At 35.9% G+C, this 24,701-nt stretch carries 23 protein-coding genes; 4 read left to right on the forward strand and 19 right to left on the reverse strand.

The window, feature by feature from the left end; all coding sequences use genetic code 11:
* Positions 1-188: 188 nt before the first annotated feature.
* The 14 genes from tsaD to Q5O24_07545 all read right to left on the reverse strand — a co-directional run bounded on the left by tsaD (position 189) and on the right by Q5O24_07545 (position 17,602).
* Positions 189-1,199 (reverse strand): tRNA (adenosine(37)-N6)-threonylcarbamoyltransferase complex transferase subunit TsaD, encoded by a 1,011-nt coding sequence (gene tsaD / locus Q5O24_07480; GenBank protein ID WKY49142.1) that lies wholly within the window; start codon positions 1,197-1,199, stop codon positions 189-191.
* Positions 1,186-1,866 carry a TIGR01906 family membrane protein gene (locus tag Q5O24_07485; protein WKY49227.1) on the reverse strand — a complete coding sequence of 227 codons (681 nt, stop codon included), beginning with the start codon at positions 1,864-1,866 and terminating at the stop codon, positions 1,186-1,188. Before Q5O24_07485 ends, tsaD begins: the two co-directional genes overlap by 14 nt.
* A 22-nt stretch (positions 1,867-1,888) precedes the next feature.
* On the reverse strand, positions 1,889-2,329 hold the full coding sequence (gene rimI, locus Q5O24_07490; protein ID WKY49143.1) for a ribosomal protein S18-alanine N-acetyltransferase: 441 nt from the start codon (positions 2,327-2,329) through the stop codon (positions 1,889-1,891).
* Positions 2,323-3,009 (reverse strand): tRNA (adenosine(37)-N6)-threonylcarbamoyltransferase complex dimerization subunit type 1 TsaB, encoded by a 687-nt coding sequence (gene tsaB / locus Q5O24_07495; protein ID WKY49144.1) that lies wholly within the window; start codon positions 3,007-3,009, stop codon positions 2,323-2,325. The genes rimI and tsaB overlap by 7 nt, the downstream gene beginning before the upstream one ends.
* A gap of 43 nt (positions 3,010-3,052) precedes the next feature.
* Positions 3,053-5,644, reverse strand: coding sequence for a glycoside hydrolase family 3 C-terminal domain-containing protein (locus Q5O24_07500; GenBank protein ID WKY49145.1), 2,592 nt, complete (start codon positions 5,642-5,644; stop codon positions 3,053-3,055).
* A 91-nt stretch (positions 5,645-5,735) separates the two neighbouring features.
* On the reverse strand, positions 5,736-6,539 hold the full coding sequence (gene proC, locus Q5O24_07505; protein WKY49146.1) for a pyrroline-5-carboxylate reductase: 804 nt from the start codon (positions 6,537-6,539) through the stop codon (positions 5,736-5,738).
* A 121-nt stretch (positions 6,540-6,660) separates the two neighbouring features.
* The gene (purD, locus tag Q5O24_07510) at positions 6,661-7,914 is read right to left on the reverse strand and encodes a phosphoribosylamine--glycine ligase (protein ID WKY49147.1); all 1,254 of its coding nucleotides are present in this window, start codon (positions 7,912-7,914) and stop codon (positions 6,661-6,663) included.
* Positions 7,915-7,934: 20 nt separating this feature from the next.
* A complete protein-coding gene (gene purH, locus Q5O24_07515; GenBank protein ID WKY49148.1) occupies positions 7,935-9,467 on the reverse strand; it encodes a bifunctional phosphoribosylaminoimidazolecarboxamide formyltransferase/IMP cyclohydrolase in 1,533 nt (510 codons plus the stop codon).
* Between the two features lie 42 nt (positions 9,468-9,509).
* On the reverse strand, positions 9,510-10,136 hold the full coding sequence (purN, locus tag Q5O24_07520) for a phosphoribosylglycinamide formyltransferase (GenBank protein WKY49149.1): 627 nt from the start codon (positions 10,134-10,136) through the stop codon (positions 9,510-9,512).
* Positions 10,127-11,155, reverse strand: a complete 1,029-nt coding sequence (gene purM, locus Q5O24_07525; GenBank protein WKY49150.1) for a phosphoribosylformylglycinamidine cyclo-ligase — start codon at positions 11,153-11,155, stop codon at positions 10,127-10,129. Before purM ends, purN begins: the two co-directional genes overlap by 10 nt.
* 13 nt (positions 11,156-11,168) lie before the next feature.
* Entirely contained in the window at positions 11,169-12,557 is a 1,389-nt protein-coding gene (gene purF / locus Q5O24_07530; GenBank protein ID WKY49151.1) for an amidophosphoribosyltransferase, read from the reverse strand.
* A 14-nt stretch (positions 12,558-12,571) separates the two neighbouring features.
* Complete coding sequence (locus Q5O24_07535; GenBank protein WKY49152.1) at positions 12,572-13,279, reverse strand: phosphoribosylaminoimidazolesuccinocarboxamide synthase; 708 nt, start codon at positions 13,277-13,279, stop codon at positions 12,572-12,574.
* A 17-nt stretch (positions 13,280-13,296) separates the two neighbouring features.
* Positions 13,297-13,791: a 5-(carboxyamino)imidazole ribonucleotide mutase gene (gene purE, locus Q5O24_07540; protein WKY49153.1), complete on the reverse strand. Its 495-nt coding sequence runs from the start codon at positions 13,789-13,791 to the stop codon at positions 13,297-13,299.
* Positions 13,792-13,879: 88 nt separating this feature from the next.
* Positions 13,880-17,602, reverse strand: coding sequence for a phosphoribosylformylglycinamidine synthase (locus tag Q5O24_07545; protein WKY49154.1), 3,723 nt, complete (start codon positions 17,600-17,602; stop codon positions 13,880-13,882).
* A gap of 201 nt (positions 17,603-17,803) precedes the next feature.
* On the opposite strand from Q5O24_07545, the gene Q5O24_07550 reads away from it, so the two are divergent.
* Positions 17,804-18,484, forward strand: a complete 681-nt coding sequence (locus tag Q5O24_07550; GenBank protein WKY49155.1) for an MBL fold metallo-hydrolase — start codon at positions 17,804-17,806, stop codon at positions 18,482-18,484.
* 53 nt (positions 18,485-18,537) lie between these two features.
* Here Q5O24_07550 and Q5O24_07555 read toward each other — a convergent pair whose 3' ends face one another.
* Positions 18,538-18,798 carry a late competence development ComFB family protein gene (locus tag Q5O24_07555; protein ID WKY49156.1) on the reverse strand — a complete coding sequence of 87 codons (261 nt, stop codon included), beginning with the start codon at positions 18,796-18,798 and terminating at the stop codon, positions 18,538-18,540.
* A gap of 162 nt (positions 18,799-18,960) precedes the next feature.
* Between Q5O24_07555 and Q5O24_07560 the strand changes: the two genes are divergently transcribed.
* Positions 18,961-19,431, forward strand: a complete 471-nt coding sequence (locus Q5O24_07560; GenBank protein ID WKY49157.1) for a YbaK/EbsC family protein — start codon at positions 18,961-18,963, stop codon at positions 19,429-19,431.
* 11 nt (positions 19,432-19,442) lie between these two features.
* Here the strand turns inward: Q5O24_07560 and Q5O24_07565 are convergent, their stop codons facing one another.
* A complete protein-coding gene (locus tag Q5O24_07565) occupies positions 19,443-19,781 on the reverse strand; it encodes a hypothetical protein (protein ID WKY49158.1) in 339 nt (112 codons plus the stop codon).
* 176 nt (positions 19,782-19,957) lie between these two features.
* Between Q5O24_07565 and Q5O24_07570 the strand changes: the two genes are divergently transcribed.
* Together Q5O24_07570 and Q5O24_07575 are read left to right on the forward strand one after the other, a co-directional pair.
* Positions 19,958-20,548: a TIGR00730 family Rossman fold protein gene (locus tag Q5O24_07570; protein ID WKY49159.1), complete on the forward strand. Its 591-nt coding sequence runs from the start codon at positions 19,958-19,960 to the stop codon at positions 20,546-20,548.
* 25 nt (positions 20,549-20,573) lie between these two features.
* The gene (locus tag Q5O24_07575) at positions 20,574-20,999 is read left to right on the forward strand and encodes a hypothetical protein (GenBank protein WKY49160.1); all 426 of its coding nucleotides are present in this window, start codon (positions 20,574-20,576) and stop codon (positions 20,997-20,999) included.
* A 51-nt stretch (positions 21,000-21,050) separates the two neighbouring features.
* Here Q5O24_07575 and Q5O24_07580 read toward each other — a convergent pair whose 3' ends face one another.
* The 3 genes from Q5O24_07580 to Q5O24_07590 are packed head-to-tail and all read right to left on the reverse strand — an operon-like array spanning position 21,051 to position 24,527.
* Complete coding sequence (locus Q5O24_07580; protein ID WKY49161.1) at positions 21,051-21,251, reverse strand: YjfB family protein; 201 nt, start codon at positions 21,249-21,251, stop codon at positions 21,051-21,053.
* A gap of 46 nt (positions 21,252-21,297) precedes the next feature.
* Positions 21,298-22,092, reverse strand: a complete 795-nt coding sequence (locus tag Q5O24_07585; GenBank protein WKY49162.1) for a hypothetical protein — start codon at positions 22,090-22,092, stop codon at positions 21,298-21,300.
* A 29-nt stretch (positions 22,093-22,121) separates the two neighbouring features.
* Positions 22,122-24,527, reverse strand: coding sequence for an EAL domain-containing protein (locus tag Q5O24_07590; GenBank protein ID WKY49163.1), 2,406 nt, complete (start codon positions 24,525-24,527; stop codon positions 22,122-22,124).
* Between the last annotated feature and the right edge of the window lie 174 nt (positions 24,528-24,701).

Raw genomic sequence — 24,701 nt, forward strand, 5'->3', positions numbered from 1 at the left:
TCAGGTACTAGTACCTTTTATATATTTTATTAGCACTCATTATCTATGAGTGCTAATAGTATTTTAAATGATTTGTAAAATGATTGCAAGAGATTTTTTTGCTTTTTCGGGGAGCTATCAATATTTAAGATTGTTTTAAAGTTTAATAAATGATAAACACTTTAAATAATAGTACAAACTTTTTATGATTAACGTGTTCCAATTTTCAGACCAGGGATACCATTTAGATTTATATCACTGATAGCGCCATTAATGTAATTATAATATGCCATAGATCCTATCATGGCAGCATTATCAGTACATAAAATTGGTTTGGGATAATATAGCTGAAAACCATTGTTAGAAACCGCAGCAGTCATTTTTTCACGAAGTTGTGTATTACATGATACACCTCCAGCTAAAGCAATCTTTTTGATACCTTCATTTTTGGCTGCCATTATTGTTTTTTCAACTAAGACCTCAACAACTGCCGCTTGAAAACTTGCGGCTACATCATTAATTGAATAAGTAATATTTTTCATTTTACATTGATTCAAGTAATTTAAGACAGCTGATTTCAAACCGCTAAAACTAAAATCAAGAGAATTTTTCTCTAGCATAACACGCGGAAATGCAACAGCAGTTTGATCCCCTTCTTTTGCAGCCAGGTCGATGGCTGGGCCTCCCGGATAGCCAAGCCCCAGTACTCGAGCTACCTTGTCAAAGGCTTCGCCAGCGGCATCATCACGTGTTTTACCAAGCACATCAAAGGTTTGATAGTCTCTCACCATGACTAGGTGAGAGTGTCCACCGGATACAACTAAAGTAAGAAATGGTGGTTCCAGTTCTGGAAATTCAAGAAAATTGGCTGCAATATGACCTTCAATATGGTGAACTCCGATTAATGGAAGTTTTAAACTGTAAGCTATGGCTTTTGCTGTTGACAGGCCGATAAGTAAGGCACCTATCAGTCCAGGACCGTTTGTTACGGCAACAGCATCAATCTGATTAAATTTTAAATTACTCTCTTTCAAAGCTTCTTCGATAATTATCGGTAACTTTTTGATGTGATTGCGTGAAGCTATTTCAGGAACGACGCCACCATATTTTTGATGAATATCGATTTGTGAGTAGATTCTGTTAGAAAGTATTGTTCGCCCATTTTCTACAATGGCTGCTGATGTTTCATCACAGGATGTTTCAATACTAAGTATTTTCATTTTTACCTCTTTTTTGATTTTGATATATGAAAAGGCCGGTTAGGGACAGTGTTCCAATCATAAAAACACTGATATTTATTATTATTCGTCTTATTAAAGCAATAAAAAATGGCTCTGGTACGATACTAATGAGTAAATCTTTTGAGGGATCCATTACCCACAGTTCATTAGAAAAGAACAGCTGATGGAATTTTATAAAACTGCTTTGAAAATCTAACATAAAGAAAATACCAATTAGACCAAATAAGACAATATAAAATATGGAACCGCCAAATATGCTAAAGATAATTTGTTTTGGCTCTATTTTCATAAGATAAAACAAACACAGCAACATCAGAATTATCGAAAAATCACGAATCGCCAATACCGTCTGATAAAGGTGTCTAACATCATCCATGTGGGTAATTTCTTTTTCATTGAAAAGATGATTTTTTTCAGTTACATTTTTCGCATCTGGGAGAGCAAGTCTAGCTATTATATCGAAATCTTCCCGTTCATTGTTCAAGTAGGCAATAATTTCTGTTATAACATAATCAATATCAGGTGGATATATTCCAGTGTTTTCGATCACATCGTTTTTAACCATTTGATCCATATAGAAGTACTTATCAGATACCAGCATTTCGATCATTGAAACAAAAATAAAAAACGGGAATATTATTCCCAAAATAATTGATGCCAGCTTCTTTTTAGTTATCAAGTTTATACCTCCACATGATCAAGCCGTGTTGATTTTGCCCATAGTAATGATAGCGGATACCTTCCTGAAGAAAAAGATTTTTCTTATAAAAAGAAATAGCAGATAAATTATCTTCTCTAACTTCTAATGTCATTTTGTTGCACCCTTCCTGAACTGCCATAGAACAGAGTTTATTTAAGATCATTTCGCCAATTCCACATCTTCGATAAGGTTTTAAAATACCGATGTTGGTAATCTGGGCCTCATCGATAACCCGCCAGTAACCGCCAAAACCAATAATTTTTCCTTCATTTTCAGCCACTATATATGTTGCAAGAATATTATGTAGTTCGTTTTGATAGGATTCTCGAGTCCAGTTATGATTAAAACAGTCTTTATCAACATCAAAAACTCCGCCTATATCATTGGCTACCATTTTTCTTACTAGCATCGCTTTTCCTCGGCATAAGATGGCCTTATGTAGACGGGTTCAAGGTGTCGATAGTCTTCAAATTTTTCGTTTATTGCTTTTTTTAGAACGAGCTGAGCGGCTGAAGAAGCGCGGTTCATATTGATATGATTCTCGACGCGAATTATTTGCTTACAGGAATCTTTCAGGCGTTCATAAAACCGGGGCAATCCATCTCCAAGAAAATAAACAGAGCGCTCAAGTTCATTAATCTTCTCGATTAATTCTTCGACATCCAAAACAGAATCCGTTAAATAAGTCTTTAACTCACCAGCTTCAAAATAATATATACCAGTATAAACCTGATCTCTTTGAGCATCCAAAATTGGACAGATATAACCAGCTGTTGTTGGAATATTCATTGCCAGGCTTTCTAGTGTTGATACACCAACTAAGGGTTTATCTAATGCCTGTGCAAAACCTTTTGCAGTAGCCATCCCGATACGGAGCCCGGTAAAAGAACCTGGACCGTGAACAATCCCGAAAACGTCAATATCGGCAAGTTCAAGTCCGCTATCAGATAAAAGATGATCAATGGACGACATCAATTTTTCAGAGTGTTTCTTCTGATGATTGATTATCATTTCTCCGACAAGTTTTTCTTCATTAATAATGGCTACCGATGCCACAATGGTCGATGTATCAATTGCTAATATATTCATTATTCTTCCTTTACTATGCCAAAATAAATTTTAGAATCAGGATTTATTTTTTCTTCAGTGATTTAAATTCTTTTTCAATTTCATATAATTTTTCATCAGAAAAAAATTCGTCAGGAACAAGTTTTTGTGCTTTATCAAAGGTAATACCCAAATTTATAGCCATTTGGAGATATTCGCTGTTTAAAACAACCTCATCAAAGTGCCGTCTGATGATTTCCATTGCGTCATCATCAGCAACAATGTCTTTGACTTTTGAATAGATGGTGAGTTCCTTATCTTTTCCGCCGAAAAGCTGACTGAAAAATCCCTTTTTATCATTTTCATTTTCAATTAGTGCGTCAAAACTGAGGTTTTCGAGTGAGCTGTCAGAATTTGCCAGATTGATAATCTTTTCGATACTTTTTTCAGTGAACAAACCTTTTGAAAATTCGATCAGTTTTCGAAGTGGTGTGCCTTTTAACATAGTCATAAAAAACTGGTCATTTTTATTTAAACTATCTCCCAGGTATTCATTGAAACCAAGCATTAGAACATCAAGAATCCTTTGTCCTCGCTCAGTTTTCTCGAAATCACTTAAATAGGAATATTGATTAATATATGGAATCATTTCCTCTTGAATTTCGATAGCATATACTACTGGAAGGTTGCGGCTGGAGTTGCCAATATAGATTTCGTGTTTCCCAGACTCAAATTCCCACTGCTGATTTGTCGCACTATAATATGAGAAGTCACTTATATTTAGATCAAAGTTAACTTCCATAGTTGAACCAGATTTAAGAAATACCTTTTTAAATGCTTTTAATTCCCTAACTGGTCGAATAATGGTCGTATCTGATTTACCAACATACAATTGTATGGTTTCTTTTCCGTCTGATTCACCGAAATTTTTAACTGTACAAGTTACTTGAAGTGTGTCATCTTTCTTTATAGATAGTTGAGGTATTTTATTTTTTTCAATTGAAAAGTTTGTATAACTTAAACCAAATCCAAACGGAAATCGTACATTTATTTTCTTATAATCATAATATCGGTAACCAACAAAAATACTTTCTCCGTATATTACTTCATTCTGAAGCCCAGGGAAATTAATATAGGCAGGGGTATCCTGTAATTTCATTGGTATTGTCTCAGCTAGTTTTCCGGAAAAATTTGTATGTCCAAAAAGAAGTTCAGCTAATGCAGAACCACCAGCCTGGCCGGCTAAAAATGTTTCGACAATTCCTTTTACTCGGTTTTCCCAGGAACAATCAATAATTCCACCGTTAGAGAGGATTACTACAGTATTTTTCTGAATTTCCGTAACAGCTTTTAAAAGATTGTACTGCTTTTGAGGCAATTTAAGATCTGTTCGATCAAATCCTTCTGATTCCTCCTCGTCTGGTAGTCCAACAAACAATAGTACGAGATCCATATTTTTGGCAAGTTCTACAGCTTGTTCCTGCAAAAAAATCTGTTCAGTCACATTGTTGTTAATATAGCCTTGACTTGGAAAAACAGAGAAATCCTCACCAGCAATATGTTTAATCCGTTCGTAAGGAGAATCGATATGAGTTGCATTTACTCTTGAACTGCCGGCTCCCTGAAAACGAGGATCAAAAGCCTGGCTGCCAATTACACCTATTTTCCTTACCTTATCTTTCTTAATGGGTAAAATGGAGTCCTGATTTTTTAATAGGACTATACTTTCAACTGCTGCTTCTTTTGCTAACTCATGATGATTTCTAAAATCAATAGAGGAAACGTAAGGATAACTTTTACGATTTTCACGAGCTTCAAAGGAGAACCGAATTAATCTCTCTACCATTTCATTCAGAATAGTAATCCGAAGCTTACCATCTTTTATTCGATTAAAAATCTTCTGATCGTTAATCCCGCCATTTCCAGGCATTTCAAGATCCATCCCGGCAACAACTCCGCTAACTCGATCGTATACTGCTCCCCAGTCAGACATGACAATGCCTTTAAATCCCCATTCATTCCGCAGAATTCTTGTTAAAAAACGATGGGACTGGGATACAAATTTACCGTTTATGCTATTGTAAGAACACATTATTGCCATCGGTTTTGATTCTTTTAAAACCAGTTCAAAAGGCTTAAGGTAAATTTCTCTAAGAGCCCGGATATCAATTTTTTCATCAACTGTCATACGCCGGGTTTCCTGATTGTTAGCAAGGTAGTGTTTTATAGTGGAACCAACTCCGACGGACTGAGCTCCCTTAACAAAACTTAAACCTAGTTTGCCAGATAAAAAAGGATCTTCCGAAAAGTACTCAAAGTTTCGACCACAAAGTGGAGATCTTTTAATATTTATTCCAGGACCTAGAATCAAATCAACTTCCATTGACCTTGCTTCCAGTCCGATTGTCTCTCCTATTTTTTCCAATAATTGCAAATCCCAGGAGCAGGCAGAGAGAACGGCAGGAGGAAAACAAGTTGCTGGTTTGGCTTCAGGTATTCCAAGTTCTGGTGAGATGATCTCAACTCGCATACCATGCGGTCCATCAGCCATCTGAACCGCTTCAATTCCGTATTTGGGAAAACTTTCTGTTTCCCATTCTGTTTTACCGGAACACAAAGCAACCATCTCTTCCAGATTCATCGCTCTTCTGATCTTTTTGACTAAACCATCCTCCATATCAATTATCCTTCCTGGTCTAAAATCCATAGATATTCGCACTAGAACTATTAACTATTTAATTGGTATTCTCGCTGGTGAAGTATACTTGTTATTTTTTACCCATTGACAGCGATTTTTTGGCGCAAGCATCGACTGCTGAAATGACAGCATCACGAAACCCTTTTTCTTCAAGTTTGATTACAGCTTCAATGGTCGTTCCACCAGGTGTGCAAATTTGATCTTTGAGTTTGGCCGGATGCTCTCCAGATTCCAAAACAAGTTTTGCTGCCCCCAAAACAGCTTGAGCAGATAGTCGATAAGCCTGATCCCGGGGAAAGCCGTGAAGTACTCCACCATCTGCCATAGCTTCGATGAGTAACATTGTATAAGCAGGTGCGGAACTGGCTATTGCTGGTACGACATCCATTAGGGCCTCACTAATGACCTCAGCTTTGCCAAAACTTCTAAAAATTTCAATTACATCTTCTAGTTCTTCTTTAGAAATTTTATCATCTGGGCAAAGTGTTGAATCTGATTCGCCAACGAAAGCTGGCGTGCTGGGTTGAGTTCTGACAACTTTTATTTTTTCGCCAAGCATTCCTTTTATATCTGAAAAACTGACCCCAACCGCAATAGAAATAATAATAACAGAATCTTTTATATCAGCTTTAATTTCTTCCATTACTTTTGCGTATAAGTAAGGCTTTACAGCCAGTACAAGATAATCTGAAGACTTAGCAACTTCCTGATTTGAAGAAACCGTTTTAATGCCACATTTATCTTCTATAGCTGCTCTTGCAGACTCACTGGGATCATAACATAAAATGTTTTCTTTCTGATAGAGTCCCGAAGCAATAATCCCGCCTACCATTGCTGTTGCCATATTACCACAACCAATAAATCCTATATTCATCTTATCCTCTTCTTTCGTTTCCAGTTATTATTATTTTACGCCAATTTTCTTAACTAAAAATGTAGACTAAAAATCCTCTTATACATTTCAAGAGAAATGATAAGAGGATCAGAAAATCACCTCATATTTTTGCAATATCATGACGATATTGCACGCCATCAAAGGAAATTTTAGTAATGTTATTATAAACCGTTTGTCGGGCTGCTTCAATCGTTTCTCCGAGTGCTGTAATACAGAGAACGCGCCCTCCATTAGTCAGAAGTTTGCCATCCACTAGACTTGTTCCGGCATGAAAAACAATACAGTCTTCAACCGCTTCTATTCCTGTGATGAGCTTCCCTGTGTCATAATCTCCAGGGTAACCTCCGGATGCTAGCACTACACAAACTGCTGAATCCTTTTTCCAACAAATTGGGAAATCTGACAGTTTACCATCAATTACAGCTTCCATAATCTCATATAAGTCGGATTCAAGTCGCATTAAAACGGATTGGGTTTCCGGGTCACCAAAGCGGACATTAAATTCAAGGACTTTTGGTTTACCATTCTCTATCATTAATCCAATAAATAAAATTCCTTTGAATTCCATTTCATCTTTGATAAAACCTTCAATAATGGGGTTAAGAATTTCGTCTTGGATGCGTAAATTGAGTGTTTCATCATCAAATAAAATATTTGGAGAATATGTGCCCATCCCTCCAGTGTTTAAACCTTCATCATTATCAAATGCCCGTTTATAATCCTGAGCGCTTTCCATTGGAATGATAGTTTTCCCGTCTACAAAGCATAGCATCGATGCTTCACGACCGGTTAAAAATTCTTCAATAACTATTTTATTGGCTGCATCTCCAAAGACCCGTTCTTTCATCATCATCTCGATGCCTTCTCTTGCTGCACTTTCATTTTCAACGATTAAAACGCCTTTTCCAGCTGCCAGACCATCGGCCTTTATAACCATAGGATAACCAAAGATTCCCAAATCATTTATAATTGTATCATAATCAGTGTATTCTTTATAAGCTGCTGTCGGGATCTCATGTCGCATTAGGAATTCTTTGGTAAATGCTTTGCTGCCTTCAAACTGTGAACACATTTTATTTGGTCCAAAGACTCGTAATCCGGCTTTTTCAAAAGTATCGACCATTCCCATTACAAGCGGAACTTCTGGCCCGACTACTGTTAAATCAATCTTATTTTCTAAGGCAAAGTTCAGGCAACCATCTATATCAGTAACAGAAAGGTTAACACATTCAGCCAACTCGGCTATGCCACCATTCCCAGGTGCAGCAAAAATCTTATCTACATGCTTACTTTGTGACAATTTCCAGGTGATTGCGTGTTCACGACCACCAGAACCAATAATTAATACCTTCATTTTATCTCCTTTGGAAACTCTTAAGAATGCTTGAAATGGCGCATTCCTGTAAACACCATAGCAATTCCTGCCTCATTACAAGCTTTAATGGAATCTTCGTCACGACCTGCCCCACCAGGTTGAATAATAGCGGTGATTCCAGCAGAGGCAGCAGCTTTTACGCAATCGTCAAAGGGAAAAAAAGCATCAGAAGCCATAACAGCTCCTTTGACTTGCTCGCCAGCCTGGCGGATAGCATTTTCAAGTGCGCCAATCCGGTTCACCTGGCCTGGGCCATTGGCAATTAAGCACTTGTCCTTGGCAAGACTGATGGCATTTGATTTGGTGTTTTTTACAGCTTTCCAGGCAAACATAAGGTCATCCATCTCAGACTGGCTCGGTTCACGCAAGGTCACAACTGTTATTTCATCAACAAGTTTGGTATCTCGTTCCTGAACTAGAAGTCCGCCCAATACCTTTTTAACTTCATATCCAGGTTCGTTGCTGGTAATATCAGCGAGTTCTAAAATACGAAGATTATTTTTTTGTGTGAAGACCTGCAATGCTTCATCGGTATAAGAAGGTGCAACTATTACTTCTAAAAAGGTTTTGATCATTTCCTTAGCCGTCTCACCGTCTATTGATCGATTTGATACTACAATTCCTCCAAAAATAGAGACTGGATCAGCATCATGAGCTTTACGATAAGCAGTATAAATGCTTTCATCACTGGCAATTCCGCAAGGATTTGCATGTTTTACTGCAACAATGGTTGGAATTTCTCCATATTCTTTTAAAATTTCAAGTGCGCCATTAGTATCATTAATGTTATTATATGATAATTCTTTCCCCTGTATTTGTTTAGCCATTGTAAGAGCGCCTTTTACAGGAACTATTTCTCTATAAAAAGCAGCTTTTTGATGGGGATTTTCTCCATATCTTAGATCCTGAACCTTCTCAAATGTCATTGTGATTGTATCAGAAAGCTTATCTTCGTCCAATCTTTTGCGCAAATAATCTGAAATCATCGTATCATAATTCGCAGTTGTTTCAAATACTTTTAACGCAAGACGATATCGGGTAGCTAAACTCGTTTTGCCTTGATTTTTGAGCTCTTCAAGAACGAGCTGATAATCATTAGGGTCAATAATTACTGTGACATCATTAAAATTTTTCGCTGCAGATCGAAGCATAGTAGGACCACCAATATCGATATTTTCAATGGCTTCTTCGAAAGCTACACTTTCTTTTAAAATGGTGTTTTTAAAAGGATAAAGGTTAATGATAAGTAAATCAATGGGGGTGATTTCAAGTTCCAACATCTGTCTCTGATGTTCTTTATTATCACGAATACCTAAGATACCGCCATGTATTTTCGGATGTAAAGTTTTTACCCGGCCATCCAGACATTCTGGAAATCCTGTAACATCTGACACTGCTATAACTTTTAAGCCGGCTTCAGACAAAACTTTTAAAGTTCCACCCGTGGAAAGAATATCAAAACCCATTGCTTCCAGTTTTTTGGCAAACTCGACGATACCCGTCTTATCCGATACACTTATTAATGCTCTCATTTTTCCTCCTGATCTTCCACTTATTTTTAGTTAGCTGATTCTTTAAATCTTTTCTTTGAGTTTAACGGTTCGGCCTGAAATCGTCAAACGATTTTCACAAAAGTTTCTTACTGCTTCCGGTAGTAGTTCATGTTCGAGCATTAATACTTTTTTTTGAATTGACTCCGGGTTATCTTTTTCATCTATAACCACTGATTTTTGAGCAATAATAGGACCACCATCAGGCACTTCATTTACAAAATGTACTGTTGCTCCCGTAAGCTTAACTCCATATTCGATTACCGCATTATGGACATTCATGCCATAATATCCTTTTCCGCAAAAAGATGGTATAAGTGCAGGATGGACATTAATGATTGCATTCTCAAAGGCTTTTACAAAGTATGGTGTAATAATTTTCATGTAACCAGCAAGAACAACTAGTTCTACACCATGATTTTGAAGTATTTTTACCAGTTCCTTATCATAGCTTTCCTGGTCAGAAAAGTTTGAGGGATCTAAAAAAATGGCCTCGATTCCAGCTTTTTTTCCGCGCTCAAGCCCAAAGGCATCTTTTTTGTTGGAAATTACAAGAACAATTTCTCCAGATTTCTGATGAATTTTATCAATTATTGCCTGAAAATTTGTTCCACCTCCGGAAACTAAAACGGCAATTTTTTTTAAAGACATATTTTTTGTTCCCCAGATATGATTTCACCTAAAACTACAGGTTTTTCGCCGTTTGCTTTGAGTGTTTCAATAATAGTATCTGCTTTGTCAGACGCTGCTGCAAGAACGAGACCAATTCCCATATTAAAAGTAGCATACATGGACTCATCTGTAATTTCACCAGATTTTTGGATATAATCAAAAATTGGCAATGGCTTAATTGCCTGGACATTAATTTTTGCACATAAACCGTCTGGGATCATTCGTGGAATGTTTTCATAAAAACCACCACCTGTAACATGACACATCCCACTTATTGCTCCAGTGTCCAATAGATTTTTGACTGACTTAACATAAATCCGAGTTGGTGTTAATAAGGCTTCGCCCAATTTCATTCCCAGCTCATCTACATATGAGTGAACATCGAGTTTTAAATCATTAAGGAGAACTTTTCGAACCAGTGAAAACCCATTACTATGAACTCCAGAAGAAGGAAGGCCAATAAGAATATCTGTCTCTTTTATCTTTTGACCAGTTATTATTTTTTCTTTTTCAACAACGCCAACAGCAAAGCCAGCGAGATCATATTCATCTTCATCGTACATACCTGGCATTTCTGCAGTTTCTCCACCAATTAATGCCATATCTCCCTGAATACAACCTTCACTGATACCTTTAACAATAGCAGCTATTTTTTCAGGATAATTTTTTCCACATGCAATGTAATCAAGAAAAAAAAGTGGGGCTGCTCCCTGGCACAATATATCATTTACACACATGGCAACACAATCAATTCCTATTGTGTCGTGTTTATCCATCATGAAAGCTAGTTTAAGTTTTGTTCCAACTCCATCTGTTCCAGATACCAGTACTGGCTTCTGATAGCCTTCAGGCAGTTCAAATAAACCACCAAAACCACCTAAATGGGAGAGAACCTGTTTATTAAAGGTTCTCTGTACATCATCTTTCATCAATTTTACTGATTCATAACCAGCTTCAACATCTACACCAGCTGAGCGGTAAGCTTGAGTTTTATCCATAATCTCTCCATTCCTATTCATTTGACTTTAGCACTGGAACTTCCATTGGATACTCGCCATCAAAGCATGCCCGACAGAAAGTAGTTCGTCCACCTACGGATTCTGTAAGTCCTTCAAGTGAGATATAAGCTAATGTATCGGCTTCCAGAATTTGTCTAATTTCTTCAACTGATTTTTTAGCGCCGATCAGGTACTTTCGTCTTGGGGTATCAATTCCAAAATGACATGTATGAGAAACTGGAGGACTAGTCACTCTAAAATGAACTTCTTTGGCACCAGCTTGTCTAAGAATGGCGACAAGCCTTTTTGAAGTTGTTCCACGAACAATAGAATCGTCAATGATAACAACTCGTTTACCTTCAATTGTATCTCGCAATGGATTGAGTTTAATACGCACACCTTCTTCACGAAGTTGTTGATTAGGTTGGATGAAGGTTCGACCTATGTATTTGTTTTTTATCAGGCCGACACCATAGGGTATTCCAGACGCTTCCGCGTAACCAATCGCAGCAGGAACTCCTGAATCTGGGACACCAATCACAATATCAGCTTCGACAGGACTTTCTTTGGCAAGTATTTCCCCAGCTTTATGTCGAGCAGCATAAACGCTGGTTTCATCCATGATTGAGTCCGGTCGGGCAAAATAAATCTGTTCAAAAATACATGCTTTTTTCTTAACCCAATTGTTTTGTCCATAACTTGTTAAGCCATTATCGTCAATCACAATGATTTCTCCTGGTTCAATATCACGAACCAGCTCAGCACCGATAGCATCTAAGGCACAACTTTCAGATGCCAGAAAATAGTCATCGTCTTTTTTACCAAGACATAAAGGTCTTAAACCAAATGGATCTCTAATTCCAACGAGCTTATCGCCAACAGTAATAACAACTGCATAGGCCCCTTTAAGGATTTCCACCATTCGCTGAATAGCTTCAATCATACCATGTCTAAGACCTCTAGCCAGGATATTGACCATTACTTCAGTGTCAATTGTCGTTTGAAAAACAACGCCGGAATCTTCCAGCATATTTCTTAAAGCACCATCATTTATCAGATTACCATTATGTGCAAGAGCAATCTGTCCGCTGCTATGATTTACGGTCAATGGTTGAGCATTAGTGACGCCGTCTTCACCAGATGTAGAGTAACGTACATGACCAATACCGATATTTCCTTTTAATTGTTTAAGGACATCTCCTTTAAACACATCAGAAACCAGTCCCACATCTTTATGAGACTGGATTTTTCCTTCTTTATTAACAGAAATTCCAGCACTTTCCTGACCACGGTGCTGAAGTGCATACAAGCCATAATACAGGTAAGATGAACAATTATGTTTGTTTGAACTCAGGTAAGCCCCCATGATTCCGCATTCATCATGAAATTTATCATTTATCATTAGTTTTTTTTCCTTTAGCGCTCTATACGTTTGAGCATTTCTTCATAAGCTTCTTCAATGTTACCAAGGTCTCGTCGGAATCTATCCTTATCCAGTTTTTCACCAGTCTTAACGTCCCAAAATCGACAAGTGTCTGGAGAAATTTCATCAGCTAAAACAATTTCGCCATCGTTTGTTTTTCCAAATTCAATTTTAAAATCAATGAGGTTAATGCCTTTTTCGAGGAAATATGCAATTAAAATATCATTAATCTTAAAAGTCATTTCACGAATTACTTCTATTTCCTCTTTAGTTGCTAACTTCATTGCAATAGCATGATAATCGTTGATAACAGGATCACCATAATCATCATTTTTATAACAGAATTCAAAAATTGGAGATTCAAGTTTTTGACCTTCTGTCAGTCCAAGTCTTTTGCAGATCGACCCCGCTGCAGTGTTTCGGATAATTACTTCCAGGGGGAAAATGGTTACAGCTTTAACTACTTGCTCTTTATCTGATAAAAGTTTAATAAAATGTGTTTTGATGCCTTCTTCTTCGAGCATTGTGAAAATTACAGCAGTCATTTTATTATTAATAATTCCTTTACCGCCGATACTTCCCTTTTTTTCACCATTAAATGCTGTTGCGTCATCTTTATATTCTATAATGAATTCGTCAGGATGATCGGTTTTAAATACTTTTTTAGCTTTTCCTTCATAAAGTTGTTCTAATTTTTCCATTCTGTTCTCTCTTTCTTTTACAGGATTCCCTGGATTTTCTCGTTTTTAGCGATTACTTCATCATTTAGAAGAATTTTATATGCTTTCATTTTTTCGCGAATTTCTGGATATTTAATAGATAGCATTTGAGCTGCCAGTATTCCAGCATTTTCAGCTCCATTGACAGCAACCGTTGCAACTGGTACGCCAGAAGGCATTTGAACAATGGACAGCAAGGAATCTAATCCACCCTGAAATGATGTCTGAATTGGTATTCCGATGACTGGGAGTGGTGTGATACCTGCAATGACGCCGGGCAGGTGTGCGGCTTTTCCGGCAGCGGCAATAAACAGTTCAATTCCATTTTCCTCTGCAGTCTCAGCGTAATTAAAAATCTTTTTAGGATTTCGATGTGCTGAAATTACCTGGACATCAAACTCTACTCCAAATCGTTCTAAAGCAATTAGACATTTTTTTACGACATCAAAATCTGAGTCGCTACCCATAATAACAGCTACTTTTGGTGTTTTCATTTTTACTCCTCTTAATTCTAATTTCTACCTATACTTGATGATAGTATAGTGTCTTGCCAATTGAATACAAATTACTCTTATAAACTAATTATTTAAAATATGAAACGCCTGCTTCAAATATTTTCTGATCAGTTAAGCCAGGGATATTTTTATAAAGTCCAATCCCAACTCGCTCAGAATGGCCCATCTTACCTAAAATTCGACCATCAATACTGGTAATTCCTTCCACAGCAAAAGCAGAACCATTTGGATTGAAAGCTCCTTGCATGGTTGCATTGCCGTCTTGATCAACATATTGTGTCGCAATTTGTCCATTTTGAATTAATTCTTTTAGAACTTCATCACTGGCCACGAAACGGCCTTCTCCATGAGACATAGGTATTCGGTAAATATCGCCTACCTGGGTATTTGCCAGCCATGGTGAGAGATTAGAAGCAATCCGCGTCATAGGAATAGTAGATACATGACGATTAATTGTATTATAAGTTAGAGTAGGCATATTTTCCTTAAGTTCACAAATTTCGCCGTACGGAACCAAGCCGAGTTTAATTAAAGCCTGGAAGCCGTTACAGATACCCAGCATTAGACCATCACGATTTTTAATAAGATTCATGACTTCGTCCATCATCTGCGGATTTCGGAATACCGACGCAATAAATTTACCCGAACCATTTGGCTGATCACCAGCACTAAAGCCCCCAGGGATCATAATTATCTGTGATGTTTTAATAAGTTCTGACATTTCATCGATGGAGCTTTTTATTTGTTCAATGGTCTGATTTTTAAAGATCGCAGTTACTGGTTTGGCCCCAGCTCTTTCAAATGCCTTTACTGTGTCATACTCGCAATTTGTTCCCGGAAAAACAGGTATAAAGACCTGCGGCTGACCAGTTTTAATTTTTGAAGAAATTGTGACTCCCTTTTTATAAGAAAGGGTTTCAACTTTCTGGTCAAGATCAATTTTTTCAGGGTATACTTCACTTAATGGAGCTTCCCATGTTTTAATCAGGTCAGCAATTTTAATTGTTTCTTTATTAAAGCGAATTTCAGCAGATTCAGTTGTTTTTCCAATTAATTGAGCGCCTTTTATCTGTTTTTCTGATTCAATCAGAATACTTCCGTAAGACTTTTCGAATATTTCGTTTAAAGATAATTCTGGTGAAATTTCGACACCAATGCTATTTCCTGCACTCATTTTAAAGATGGCTTCAGCCAGCCCTCCCCCGCCAATGACCTTTGCACTAATAATAGAAGCAGACTTGATTTCATCCTCAATGATTTCATACATTAATTTAAGCTTATTGAGATCTGGAATTAAATCAGTGTCAGTTGGGCATTTAAAGAGCTGTACAATTGTGTTGGGTTTTTTAAATTCGCTGCTGATGATTTGACTTACATTTGATGGGACTACTGCAAAAGAAATCAGTGTTGGTGGAACAGATAGTTCGCCAAAGCTTCCAGACATACTATCTTTACCGCCAATTGCTGGTGTTTCGAATGCTTTTTGAGCTTCATGAGCGCCAAGTAGAGCGGCGAAAGGTCGTCCCCATTTCACAGGTTCGTTTCCCAATCGTTCAAAATACTCCTGAAAACTCAAGCGAGCTTTCTTATATTCTCCACCCATGGCGACTATTTTTGAAAGTGATTCGATCACTGCCATCATTCCACCAAGATAAGGGCTTTTCTTGGCAATTTCCGGATTATAGCCGAAACTCATGATACTGCAGGTTGTGGTGTCTCCATGTTCGACAGGAATTTTAGCAACCATTCCATCCATTGGGGAGAGTTGATTTTTTCCACCAAAAGGCATGACAACTGTACCAGCTCCTATAGTTGAATCAAACATCTCAACCATACCCTTCTGACTTGTAATATTTAAGTCGCTTAGTAGTCCTTCAAATTGAATTGTAAAATTTTTCTCGTTAGACGGGGTAGTGCCCATCGGACCAATTGCTTCAACAGATATATCTATAAATTGATCAGCACCGTTTGTTTCCAGAAAATTTCTTGAAATATTTAGAATCTCCTGTCCTTGCCAGTTCATGATTAAACGACCGGTATCTGTAACGTTAGCTACAGGAGTCACTTCAAGATTTTCCAGATTTCCAAGTTCAATAAATTTTTCGACGTTGATTTTATCGACTACTACTGCCATTCGTTCTTGAGATTCTGAAATTGCCAGCTCCGTTCCATCCAGACCATCGTATTTTTTGGGTACTTTGTCTAAGTCAATGAGCAAACTATCAGCGAGTTCACCAATAGCTACAGATACCCCACCGGCACCAAAATCATTACAGCGCTTGATCATTGCAGCAAGATTTTTATTCCTGAACAATCGTTGGATCTTTCGTTCTTCAACTGGATTACCTTTTTGTACCTCAGCGCCACTATCTAAGATAGATTCTTCCGTGTGAGCTTTTGAGGATCCAGTAGCTCCACCACAGCCGTCTCGTCCGGTTCGTCCGCCAACAAGCAAAATTACATCACCAGGTAAAGGTTTTTCACGAATTACATTTTCTTTTGGTGCAGCGGCAATTACAGCACCAACTTCCATTCGTTTAGCTAAAAATCCTGGATCATAAATTTCAGTAACCTGTCCAGTTGCCAGACCTATCTGGTTACCATAAGAACTGTAACCGGCTGCCGCTTCTTTGCAGATTTTCAATTGTGGAAGTTTGCCGGGCATGGTGTCTTTTACTGAAACACGGGGGTCCCAGGCTCCTGTAACTCGCATCGCCTGATAAACATAGCTTCTCCCTGATAATGGATCTCGAATGGCGCCACCTAAACAGGTTGCTGCACCGCCGAAAGGTTCGATTTCTGTTGGATGATTATGCGTTTCATTTTTAAACATCAGAAGCCAATCTTCGTTGACGCCATCATGATCAACTTCTATATTGATACTACAGGCATTAATCTCTTCTGATTCGTCAAGATCCTGGAGTACTCCACGTTTTTTAAGCACTTTTGTACCCATTACAGCGAGATCCATTAAACACATAGGTTTTTGTTTTTCAGTCCCATAAAGGTCTTCTCGATCATTGAGATAAGCGGTATATGCTCTTTTCATTTCCTGCGAGATTTTGTCTTCTCCCTGAAAAACAACACTCTCAATTTGAGTATTGAAAGTTGTGTGGCGACAATGGTCAGACCAGTAAGTATCAATTACTTTTAATTCAGTAATTGTCGGATTGCGTTTTTCCTCATCACGAAAATAATTCTGGACAAAAGCAATATCATCTTTTGTCATTGCATAACCTTCTTCAAGTCTGTATTTTTCAAGGTCAGCTTCATTAAAATCAACAAATCCGGAAATTACACCAATTCTTTCTGGTAAACGAACGTTCTCATTTAAAGTTATGTATGGTTCCAGGGCGGCTTCTTGAGAATCAACCGGATTGATGAAATACGCTTTAATGCTATTAAATTCTTCTTGAGAGAGATCACCTATTAGTATAACGATTTTTGCAACTTTTACCAGAACCTGTACTCCAGCTACAATTTGAATACATTGAATCGCTGAATCTGCATGCTGGTCGTATTGACCAGGAAGATAAGAAATACCGAAGATTTGAGATGATTCTTCGGTTTTAATCTGATCTTCAAATACTGAATCAACATTCGCCTCTGAGAGGATCTTATTGACAACTTCATTCATCTGATCTTCAGTTAAACCTTCCACATCATAACGATATAGGATTCTTGAAGACTGTAATGATTTAATATTAAGCAGATTCTGAACAGTATTTGTCAGTGCACCTGCTTCAACGTCAAAATTATCTTTTTTTTCTACAAAAATTCGTTTGATCAAAACTTTTCCACCTTTAAATTTGATAAATCTATTTTACTATTTCCGAACGTTTATTTCAATAGTTTTTAAAACGTTCGGATTATTTTATTAAATCATCAATAAAAGTATTTAATGAATAAGTTTTGTTTGTTTAAATTTTCCTTTTCTTTGCATTTTAAAGTAAAATTAGTTATGATAAGAATAAAAACGAGGGTTGAAACAATGAAAATATATCATCTACACCACAGCGGCTTTTTGATTCAATTTGAAGATAAAACACTCATTTTTGATGCATTCACACATATTCCGCAACAGTTGTTGAGAAAGGGAATTCCTCATTATTTTTTTGTTTCCCATCAACACAGCGATCATTATACTCAAGAAATACATATGACAGATCGTGTTTATAAACCAGTTTTTATCCTAAGTGATGATATTTCGCCCGTGCCGGGCAGTCATATGATCAGCCCATATCAACACCTCTCTTTAGGTGGTATGGATATTAGAACATTTGGTTCAACAGATCGTGGCGTCTCATTTTATGTATCAACAAATAGTCATCACATTTTCCACGCAGGAGATTTGAACTGGTGGGACTGGAATCCGCAGAAAAAACATCACTTGGATCTTGTTCAGGAGGAAGCAGACTTTAAAAGGGAAATTAATCGCTTAAAAGATTTACCAATGGAAATAGCTTTTATACCAGTTGATCCTCGACTTGAAGATTCATTTTATAAAGCCGGTAAATACTTTAATGATCATTTTAAGCCAAAGGTTTTAATTCCGATGCATTTCAGAGATGATTTTTCGATTATAAAACAATTTAAAGAAAAAATTGGAGAAAGCAATACGATTATTCCAGATTTTCAACACCGAAATATGTTAATTGATATAAAAAAATAAACACCTGAAAGGTGTTTATAAAAAATTTGTATTTATTAAAGAAACTGATATTTTTAGTGGCCGGGATTCTTTGAGACAATTTTTATGGCTGTTTCAATGGCGGATATTACATCCGCCTTTGCTTTCATTTTTGCTTCATCTACCTTCCCATATAAAAAACCTTTATGCATTACAAAATAAGCGGGCTTGAGGTGATTTAAAGCATACGCTTTCATGTCTTCGGTACAACGATTACATTTGCAAATATTCTCATAAGCGGTTAACATTTCAGGCAGCAGTTCATCAACAACATCTTCCATATAATTTTTAATCATTAGTTACTCCTTTATTTACACGCCAATATCACAATAGAAATTATACACTGAAATACTTATTGATACAAGTTTATTACCGGTCTTTAAGTTATCTTGTAAAGATTAGATTGCATAAAATTTTATGTATGTGATAAAATATGATCAAAATATTAGGAGTTAAAAATGTCTACTGAGAAAGTCAGAAATTATTTAAAAGAATGGAATCTGGATCATCGTGTTCGAGAATTTGAAAGCTCGAGTGCAACTGTTTTACTGGCAGCACAAGCATTAAAGTGTGAACCTGAACGGATTGCAAAAACGTTAGCTTTCATGGTTGATGGAGATCCTATTTTAGTTGTTGTCGCTGGAGATGCTCGGATTGACAATAAGAAATTCAAGTTATGTTTTTCCAGTAAACCAAAGATGTTGAGTCATGAACAGACTGAAAGTTTTGTTGGGCATAAAGTTGGTGGTGTATGTCCTTTTGCAGTAAATGAAAATATTAGGATTTTTCTTGATAAATCTCTTAAACGTTTTGAAAGTGTCTTCCCCGCCTGCGGAAGCTCTAATTCCGCGATTGAATTAAGTATTTTGGAGCTTGAAAATACTTCGAATTATATTGAGTGGATTGACGTTGCTAAGGACTGGTCATGATTATCTTGCCCTTAAAGCGTCATAATTTCATATCCATTTTTTAAAAATGATGTAAATGAAGGGTGCCCTTTCATATCTCCTAGAATTGGGATTCCCGTTTTCTCATTAACTGATAATACTTTGAAGTTTGTCGAACAGGCTTTACAGATACCAGCAATATAATTTTTTTCTTTTACTTCCAAATAAAGCTTATTGTTGGAATTTTCTAGTGTTTCAATAAGTTTAACTGCTTCACCTTCAACTACAATTTCTGTATGAATTCCTTTTGTGTTCATATCTAGTGTATTTAGCAAGACATGCTGCATACACATCGGATTACCATTAAAAGTAAAAATGACTATTTTCTTCATTCTTCCGCATAACTGTTTAAAACAGCTATCCTCCTTTACTTATTGTTATTGACTATATACCCAAATTTTCAATAATTACACATTTATAGTCTCTATATCACTGGATCTCTCGACAAATGCCGATTCATTTGGTATACTTTCTTTTATTTGCAAAATTTTAGTTTAGGAGGTGTTAGATGAAAAGAATATGTGTTTATTCAGGTTCAAATCTGGGACTTCGGCCTGAATACAAAAAAGTCACCAACCAACTCGGTGACATTTTTATTCAACATAATCTTGAACTTGTTTATGGTGGATCAAGTATTGGGTTAATGGGGGAAATTGCAGACACAATACTTGAGAACAACGGCAAGGTCACTGGCGTCGTTCCTGTCAGTCTTTTTCCGGATAAAGTAATCAGTACAAAACTGACGCGATTAATAGAAGTAAAAGATATGCATGAACGGAAGAAAACAATGTCAGATCTTTCAGATGGATTTATAGCCATACCTGGAGGAATTGGAACTTTTGAAGAATTATTCGAGGTTTTTAGCTGGGCACAATTAGGTATCCATCATAAACCCATCGGTATTTTGAATATAGCTAATTTTTTTGGTCCTTTTATTGATTTGATTAATTCAATAACTGAAGAAGGTTTTATGAAGGCTTCTAGTAAAAAACTTTTAACTATTTCTGACGATCCGGAAATCCTATTACAGGAGATGATTAATTATGTCCCACCTGTTTTAGAAGATAAATGGGACCTGCCAAAAGAATCTGCTGTATAAAAAATGATTTGAAAGAGGTGAATTCATGAAACAAAAGATTTTGATATCCATTTTTCTAATGATTTTAGTTGTAAATCTAGTCGGTTGTAGTACTGAAAGTGATTCAGATTATTTTGATTTAGAATCGACTATTCGCTATGAATTAATGATTGGACTAAATGATTCGACAACTGGAACGCAAATTATTGAAACAGAAGATGCTATTGATGCTGTTAAAAAAAATATACTCAATCACGCTGACGGCTTGACTATGACTGTTTCTAATGGCAGTTATTATGTTGGTGCGTTACTGGTAGATGAAACAACTTTAAATTGTATCATTTATAACAGTGATGATGCTTCGATTCGCAAAATAGTCGATGAAATTAATGAGGAGATGAATTTGCCTGTGCTAGTTGCAAAATCATCAAGTGACTATCAGCTAGTTTCTCCAGATAGTTCTGTACAATAAATAAAAACGCAATCACCCATTTACAGGATGATTGCGTTTTTTAATTTTACATTATACTGAAATATCCAGCAGCTGACCAATATTTGGGTCAGGTGGTACTGATGCAGCCGAAGACATACTCTCTTCAACCATATCGATCATTTCAGTCATTTGTGCTTCACCGCTACTCATAGCCATTTTCATTACCGAAAGATTTGCTTGCTGAGAAACTGCGATTTGACTCATTCCCATTGATAATGCGGCAATATCCATGATAGACCTCCTTTCATCTTCCTGCTGTAAATTATGCTTATATATATTATCGGCTAATAATCTTAAAAAATAAGCTTAAGAGATATGAAAACAAAGAAAATAAAACAGAAAGCATCAATATAAGACTTATTAAAAGGTTGTATTTGATTATTTTAAAATCAAGCATATAATCTCCCAGTCCGAAAATATTTAAAAGAAAAAAAATTGCCAAAATAATTACTAGTCCTTGAAAGGCTCCTTTAATGTCGGCAAAACTCAATGACATATGTCTTGATATGCTGATAGCTATAAATAAAAACAGATAAAAAGGAAGCATTTTGAAATGTTCAAGTGTAAAAATTGTCGTTAAGAACTCAAATTGGAGTTTAATGATTTCGGAAATGATTATTTGAAAGGGCGTTGATGTTGTTATAAGCTGTTGTAAACCGTTTATGTATATTATAAAGCCATCTGGAATAAAGCAATACACTAAAAGACTAATTGCCAACGAACCGCCGAATATTGGAGCAATACCAATAAAGAAATTTCCACATTGCTGATAGATATTTTTCGAATTGTAAGAATGATTGACATAGCCCATTATTCCTTGCGCATCAGGCTTTTGAAAGAACTTAACTTCCTTGATTTGATGGCAAAATATTTTTGCTGTCAAAGCATGGCTTAATTCATGTATAGGTATACCAATTATGCCAGTTACTAATAGCGCATTCTTGCCAAATGAGTGTAAAATATTTTTATTTGTCTGATGTTCTAGAATGCCCAGTAATAATCCAAAGAATATAATTGGGCCAAAATAGCAGACCAATTCAGCACCAGTCGTAAATAATAGTTGTGTGATCATTCAATCCCCATTTTATTAATATTAGATTTTTAAGAACGTTTTTTTTCCAGAACAGCTAAAAGCTCATTTTCAGGTACTGGCTTGGAAAAATAATAACCTTGAATAAAATCACATTCAAGTTTTTCTAAGATCTCAAGTTGCTCTTTGGTTTCCACTCCTTCAACAACAATTTTCAAACCAATGCTTTTGGCAATTTGCGTTACGTTATCAACAATCTGGTATGATACAGGATTAAAAGCAATGTCGTCAATAAAAGATTTGTCCAGTTTTACGGTAGTTATTGGTAATATTTTTAAATAAGTAAGAGAAGAAAAACCAGTTCCAAAGTCATCTAAAGCAATACTGATTTGTTTTTCACGCAAAAATAATAGTTTCTGATTAGCGATCTCAAGAGAATTCATCAAAACTGATTCGGTGATTTCCAGTTCAAGGTTATTAGGCTTAACTTTGGTATTTTCCAACATTTCTATGATTAATGCTTCAAAACTTTCATCCAGTAATTGTATTGCAGAGATGTTTACTGCAATACAATAGTCGGTATTGTTCAAGTCATTAAAACGGGTGATGAATCGACAGGATTCAATTAGAATCCATTTGCCCAGTTCTAGAATTAAATTGGACTCTTCTGCAATCTTAATAAATTCCATCGGAGATATGAATCCCCAAACTTTGTGTTTCCATCTTGCCAAGGCTTCAAAGCCCTCAAAGCGTTTGGCTGTTATGGAGAACTTAGGTTGAAAATAGAGACTTAATTCATTATTTGCAAGAGCAGCTTTTAAGTCTTGCTCAAGAATTGCTTTTCTTTGCATTTCTTTATTCATCGATGGATCAAAGACCATATAATTATTTTTTCCATTGGCCTTCACTTGATTCATAGCTACTTCTGCTTTAACAAGCATCGTTTCAAAGTTATTTTCAACTACTGAGTTACTAAACTCACTAAGCTCATCAGTGTTAGAATCAGTGTAAGAAATTCCAATACTAACACTGGCAATGACACTTTGATTACTTATTTGAAATGGCTTTTTAAATGCTTCAATTAAAAATTTTGAAAATATATCAACATCTTCTTTCAAAAATTTGTTCTCTTTGCAGATTACGAATTCATCCCCTCCAATACGATAAACGGAGTAATCCAATTTATTTTCAATTAAGGATTCCAAGGTTTTTGCAATTTGAAATAACAGGGCATCTCCCATACGATGACCAAATAAATTATTGATATATTTCAGATTATCAACATCAATATAATATAAAACCGAAAGATAATTTGTACTATCAGCTTCTGTCAATGCATGATACTTCTGATAAAAATAAGATCTATTAGCGAGTTTAGTAATTGGGTCATAATAAGCTGCAGTTCTTAAATTTTCCTGGTTATCGATTATTTGATGAACCATGGATTTCATCGAATTTTGAAGAACTTCAATTTCACGACTTGATGGCTTTGTTAAAGAATCCAAAGAATTATAATTACCCTCTGAGACAGTTTTCATCATTTCAGAAATTCCATTAATGGGGGTTGTAATATTCCTTTTTAACCATTTTTGTGAGACCAAATAAAAAATCGAAATTAAAATAAGTCCAAAAATAATAATCGCTAACATAATCTGATTTCTAATGTGAAAAATAGAAGCCATTGATTTTCCGACAAATAAGGCTCCTACTGTTTGAGCATTATAGTTTTTAATTGGAATATAACCTACCAGATAAGGGTCATCTAAAATTTCTGTTTTGCCAAAATATTCCTCTCCATTGTGATAAAGAATATTATAAATATCTGGATCTAACTCAGTGCCGCTAAGACTGACGTTATTCTGAGTAATGGTTGTCACCATTCTAATATTATCTGCAAAGATAGTTGCATCTAAAGACGAAGTATTTTTAATATAATCCACAATTTTTTCCTGGTCTATTGGCATTCCAATTGTAACCAGATATTGCGAACTAGCATCAATTCCTTCAAAGCGTTGCTGACTAAAAAGATATAGTCCATCTTTTGAATTGCCGTCTATCCAGCTGACAATTTGATAATTCTGTTTGGTCAAATCATTAGAAGTCATTAACAGAACATCAGGTGGGCACATCACATTCTCATAAAACAGCAAGTTATCTTTCTTTATTTCAAAAAAAGCAAAGTCATCATTATATTCATAGCTTGTATAACTTGATATTTCGTTATATGCATCATCAGGAGAATTACTGTTTAAAATTTGTCCAATGTTCTCGGATGCATTTTTTATTTTTTCATTATTTTCAGAAACCACGATTTTTTCAAAATAATGAACACCTGTTTGAATTTGTTTTTCAACCTCATTTTCATAGATTGAAAAGAATATATAAATTGCCATTGCACAACCAAAAACAATAACACAAAGGATAATACTAAGAATGAAGTAATTTAATCTATTTTGAATCGTCTTTTTTTCTTTCATCACTACCCCCTGTGTTGAGATATAATCTTAGTATATTATATCTATTATAATTATCCCGAGCAATATAAAAATAAAAGGTTATATAATATGAAAGTAGGTAATAGTAATAAAATTAGCAGAAATTTTAATAAAATACTAATATTAAATGAGATTAAATTTGCTCTTTATGGTATA

It is taken from the genome of Eubacteriaceae bacterium ES3 (assembly GCA_030586155.1).
Taxonomy (GTDB): Bacteria; Bacillota; Clostridia; order Eubacteriales; family Eubacteriaceae; genus Acetobacterium.

Bases quoted from the DNA above. Each gene is read 5' to 3' on its own strand.
- Q5O24_07500 (WKY49145.1), bottom strand. From the start codon at position 5,644: ATGGAGGATGGTTTAGTCAAAAAGATCAGAAGAGCGATGAATCTGGAA.
- Q5O24_07570 (WKY49159.1), top strand. From the start codon at position 19,958: ATGAAAAGAATATGTGTTTATTCAGGTTCAAATCTGGGACTTCGGCCT.
- purD (WKY49147.1), bottom strand. From the start codon at position 7,914: ATGAAGGTATTAATTATTGGTTCTGGTGGTCGTGAACACGCAATCACC.
- purM (WKY49150.1), bottom strand. From the start codon at position 11,155: ATGGATAAAACTCAAGCTTACCGCTCAGCTGGTGTAGATGTTGAAGCT.
- Q5O24_07580 (WKY49161.1), bottom strand. From the start codon at position 21,251: ATGGATATTGCCGCATTATCAATGGGAATGAGTCAAATCGCAGTTTCT.
- Q5O24_07565 (WKY49158.1), bottom strand. From the start codon at position 19,781: ATGAAGAAAATAGTCATTTTTACTTTTAATGGTAATCCGATGTGTATG.
- tsaB (WKY49144.1), bottom strand. From the start codon at position 3,009: ATGAATATATTAGCAATTGATACATCGACCATTGTGGCATCGGTAGCC.
- rimI (WKY49143.1), bottom strand. From the start codon at position 2,329: ATGCTAGTAAGAAAAATGGTAGCCAATGATATAGGCGGAGTTTTTGAT.
- purH (WKY49148.1), bottom strand. From the start codon at position 9,467: ATGAGAGCATTAATAAGTGTATCGGATAAGACGGGTATCGTCGAGTTT.
- tsaD (WKY49142.1), bottom strand. From the start codon at position 1,199: ATGAAAATACTTAGTATTGAAACATCCTGTGATGAAACATCAGCAGCC.
- Q5O24_07560 (WKY49157.1), top strand. From the start codon at position 18,961: ATGTCTACTGAGAAAGTCAGAAATTATTTAAAAGAATGGAATCTGGAT.
- Q5O24_07590 (WKY49163.1), bottom strand. From the start codon at position 24,527: ATGAAAGAAAAAAAGACGATTCAAAATAGATTAAATTACTTCATTCTT.
- purN (WKY49149.1), bottom strand. From the start codon at position 10,136: ATGTCTTTAAAAAAAATTGCCGTTTTAGTTTCCGGAGGTGGAACAAAT.
- Q5O24_07555 (WKY49156.1), bottom strand. From the start codon at position 18,798: ATGATTAAAAATTATATGGAAGATGTTGTTGATGAACTGCTGCCTGAA.
- Q5O24_07550 (WKY49155.1), top strand. From the start codon at position 17,804: ATGAAAATATATCATCTACACCACAGCGGCTTTTTGATTCAATTTGAA.
- Q5O24_07585 (WKY49162.1), bottom strand. From the start codon at position 22,092: ATGATCACACAACTATTATTTACGACTGGTGCTGAATTGGTCTGCTAT.
- purF (WKY49151.1), bottom strand. From the start codon at position 12,557: ATGATAAATGATAAATTTCATGATGAATGCGGAATCATGGGGGCTTAC.
- purE (WKY49153.1), bottom strand. From the start codon at position 13,791: ATGAAAACACCAAAAGTAGCTGTTATTATGGGTAGCGACTCAGATTTT.
- Q5O24_07575 (WKY49160.1), top strand. From the start codon at position 20,574: ATGAAACAAAAGATTTTGATATCCATTTTTCTAATGATTTTAGTTGTA.
- Q5O24_07535 (WKY49152.1), bottom strand. From the start codon at position 13,279: ATGGAAAAATTAGAACAACTTTATGAAGGAAAAGCTAAAAAAGTATTT.
- proC (WKY49146.1), bottom strand. From the start codon at position 6,539: ATGAATATAGGATTTATTGGTTGTGGTAATATGGCAACAGCAATGGTA.